This is a genomic window from Sphingomonas sp. Sph1(2015) (genome assembly GCF_001970915.1).
Classification (GTDB): Bacteria; Pseudomonadota; Alphaproteobacteria; order Sphingomonadales; family Sphingomonadaceae; genus Sphingomonas; species Sphingomonas parapaucimobilis.
This window is the reverse complement of the sequence record NZ_MQUI01000095.1, coordinates 1-2,689: the sequence shown is the minus strand read 5'-3', so window position 1 is coordinate 2,689 and position 2,689 is coordinate 1. Positions and strand designations below refer to the sequence as shown.

Annotated in this window: 3 protein-coding genes; all 3 read right to left on the bottom strand. The window is 69.1% G+C overall.

Going from position 1 to position 2,689, the window contains the following annotated elements; translation table 11 throughout:
* On the bottom strand, positions 1–710 hold a 710-nt coding region (locus tag BSZ14_RS18585; protein ID WP_139330549.1), incomplete at its 3' end, for an outer membrane protein.
* 116 nt (positions 711–826) lie between these two features.
* Complete coding sequence (locus BSZ14_RS18580; RefSeq protein ID WP_076712042.1) at positions 827–1,333, bottom strand: DUF2793 domain-containing protein; 507 nt, start codon at positions 1,331–1,333, stop codon at positions 827–829.
* Positions 1,333–2,689, bottom strand: a 1,357-nt coding sequence (locus tag BSZ14_RS18575; RefSeq protein ID WP_241823832.1) for a GTA baseplate fiber-binding domain-containing protein, incomplete at its 5' end; no start/stop codon positions are given. The genes BSZ14_RS18575 and BSZ14_RS18580, both read right to left, overlap by 1 nt.

Below are 2,689 nucleotides of genomic sequence, written 5' to 3'. Positions count from 1 at the left end.
GGCGGCGGAGGCGGCGGAGCAGCCGGCTCACCGAAGTTGTACGCCACGCCACCCAGCAGCGAGTGCGACCGGAAACGGCCGTCATGCGTGTTGTTGGCGACGTCGACCAGCTTGACGTTCTCGGCGTTGAAGAAGCGATACTTCAGCGTCGCGTCGATGTGGTCGGTCAGCGGAGCACGGATGCCCGCCAGAGCCTGCCACGCGAACACGGTGTCCGAGTCGTTCAGGAAGTCAGCGCGGTTGTTGAGGGCATAGTTCGCCTTGACGCGAGCCACACCGACACCGCCGCCGACGAAGCCCTGGATGCCGTCGTCGGCACCGAAGTCGAGCAAGCCGTTCAGCATGAAGCTGAGCGCCGAGGTCGAGCCACCGGCATAGTTGTAGCTGCCAGCCGGAACGGTGCCAGCACCGATGCCGGTGTTGGTCAGCGTGGTCGAGCTGAAGCCGTCAACCGTCGCACGACGATAACCGACTTCGGTTTCCAGACGGAAACCGCCGAAATCGTAACCCATCACGCCGTCAACGTCATAACCATAGTCATGGTCGACGGTGGCAACGCCGCTACGGCCCGCGCCGGTGACATCATAATCGATATCTTCGACGATCATCCCGCCGCCTTCGATGCCGACGTACCACGACTTGTCGCGGGCGAGGGCAGGCGAAGCCAGAGCGGTGGAGGCGAGTGCCAGAACAATGGCAAGCTTCCGCATCATAGTCCCCTTTCTTGGTTGTCACTACGGACAGCGCAAACCCACTATCGGAGCGTTGGTTTCCACGCAAGCAAACAAAAGCCCCCGACTGTGGCATTAAAGGCACAGATTTTCGGTCAGCCAGAGGCCACCAGACCATGGTCGCGCAGCGTCGCGATGATCGCATTCAACGCCAAACGCGCTTCAAAATCAACGACTTGACCACCATCCGGTGGTGCGATGGCCGGTCGTTGCGCGCCAACGACTTTTTTTCCCTCGATCTCCAGCGTCCGGGCGGCGACACGGCCCAGCCGCCACCGGCTTCCGTCCCATTCGCAGCGGCAGTCATCGCCCCGGCTCCACACCGACAATCCTAGCTGCGGAACCAGGAATCGCCAGCCGCCATCGGTCCAGCCTGCCATCATTCCGGCACGGCCCGTCCAGATATCCTGCGGCCGGTCGCCGACGATCCAGGCCTGGCCCGGCAGCGGCGCTCCGGGCGGCGCATTCACCCCGACCGCCTCGACGCAAGGCTGCACGACCAGGTCGAGCAGGCTCAGCGCCTCGTTATGGGTCAGCTCCTTCTGCGCCTGTCCCGCCGCCAGCAGCGGCAACATCCAGCGCGGCGTGTCGTTCGTCGTCATCACCCCTCCCCCACGAATCCGACCAGCGGCGCCGAGGCGCCCCAGGTCCCGATCTGCCGGATCGCCACCCGCGTTCCGTCCGCCACCGTGCCGCTCCACACGGGTGCGGTCAGTTCCTCGACCCGGTCGCCGATGGTGATGCGGTAGCGTTCCGCCTCCTCGCCCAGCGGCGCATCCACCCGGTCCAGCCAGCGCCAGCCGATCCGGCTCCGCCGCGTCCAACCGAGGGCGACGCGTCCGTCCGCCCCGCGACAGCACCGCCAGCCGACCGGCGACGGCGGCAGGACGGACAGGCCGGTCACCGCGACCGAGGCCTGGACGCCCTCGACCGGATCGCCCAGACCATGCGCGAGGAAACGGACGCTGCGGCCCAGCATCGCGACCGGCACGTCCAGCGTCCGCACCGAACCGGGTGCGATCACGACGAAGGGTGCGCCGGGCACCGCCTGGCCGATCATCGCTTCCGTCCCGCGAAGTCCGCGCCGCAAGCCGCTTAGCCGCCAGTGGCGGTCACCCAGCGGCCGTGCCTGGGCGAACTGGAACAGCTCGCCATCGATCCAGGCAAGATTCGCGCCCGCATCCAGCGCGGCGTCGTCGGCATCCGCCAGATCCTCGGCCAGTTGCACGTCGAACATTCCCCGATCATCGATCAGGGCGCTGCCACCGCCGGGCGTCACCGCGCGCACCACCCCGATGATGCCGGGCAGCGCGGTCGGGCCGAGCGCCGTCCAGTTCGCACCGCCGTCGAGGCTATAGGCCAGTTCCGCCTGTCGCCAGCCGGGGCCACCCGCCGCCACCACCGACAGGCGCGGCGCCGAGAGCAGTTCGTCGGTCAGCGGAGGCGCCTCGAACGCGATCAGCCGGGTCGTGCCGACCGCCCGATCCGCCGCCCGCGCGATCCGGCCGGGCGAGGCGGGCAGGATCGGCCCGCCCTGCCCCAGCGGCACGCAGCTCAGCCGGACCGCCATCGCCTCCCACGCCGCCTCGGTCACGCGCCAGCGCCCCGCCTCACCATCGATCCGCACGATGCTCCCCGGTGCGATGGCCAGCGCCTCGGGACCGAGCGTCACGATACGCCGCACCCGCTCCACGTCGTGGCGCATCAGCCGGTCCTGCGCCAATGTCCGTGCTGTCGCGGCATCGAGCGCGGCGGCCAGTTCAACCCTGTCGTCCCGCACCCCACCGGAGCGACGGGCGCGCTGCACCCCGATCTGATAATCGCGGGCCGGGTCGTAATGGGCGACCGTGACGCTGGCGGGCACCACGCCCTCGCCCGCCATCTCGCGCACGCCGCGCCGCCCCGGTCCGTCCGCGCCCATGCCCTCGTCGCGGATGACCTGTCCGGCCCCGCCCCCC

Excerpts from the sequence above, each read along its gene's own strand:
- BSZ14_RS18580 (WP_076712042.1), bottom strand. The coding sequence starts at position 1,333 with ATGACGACGAACGACACGCCGCGCTGGATGTTGCCGCTGCTGGCGGCG.